General features: G+C 61.7%; 1 protein-coding gene. It reads right to left on the reverse strand.

The genetic code is table 11. The features are described 5' to 3' along the window. Positions 1-7: 7 nt before the first annotated feature. On the reverse strand, positions 8-746 hold a 739-nt coding region (locus GTW58_RS13245), incomplete at its 5' end, for an IS30 family transposase (protein WP_168023578.1).

The following is a 746-nucleotide window of genomic DNA, read 5'->3' on the forward strand; positions in this document are numbered from 1 at the left end:
GGCGGTTTCAGGGGGTGAGTGCAACACGTGTGAGGAACTCGTTGAGTTTCTCAGCCGGGGTATGGAATCCCAAAGTCGCTCGGGCTCGTCGGTTGAGTTGATCAGCCGTGGCTTGAAGATCCTCATCACTGATGTCGTTGAAGTTGGTGCCCTTGGGGTAGTAATCCACCCGCAGTAACCCGTTGGTGTTCTCGTTCGTGCCCCGCTGCCAGGGCGAATGCGGGTCACACATGAACACCGGTACCTGGGTGGCCACGGTGAACCGGGCGTGGGCAGCCATCTCCGGGCCCTGGTCCCAGGTGATCGAGCGAGTCAAGGCTGCTGGGAGACCCTGGATCATTGACTGCAACACGGTGGTGACCGTGGCCGAATCACGCACCCCGGGAAGTTTGCCCAGCATCACGAATCGGGTGCTGCGCTCGACCAGGGTGATGATCCCGGAATTACCTGGGCCGACCACCAGGTCGCCTTCCCAATGCCCGGGTACCGCCCGGTCCTCGGCCTCGGCCGGGCGGTGAGTGATCCGGGCATCACCGATCCAGGACCGGTTCGAGGCAGCTGGTAGCTTCGAGGCCGGTTTACGGGTTCTACGCCCGGAACGCAGGGCTTTCTCCACGGCCAGTTCGTGTCGTAACCCGCCTTTGGTTTGTACGTAGAGCGCTTGATAGATCGTTTCGTGGCTGATGCGCATGGCCTCATTGTCCGGGAACAACACCTTCAACCGTCCGGTCACTTCCTGCGGGGAG

Source organism: Kocuria subflava (assembly GCF_012163155.1).
Lineage (GTDB): Bacteria > Actinomycetota > Actinomycetes > Actinomycetales > Micrococcaceae > Kocuria > Kocuria subflava.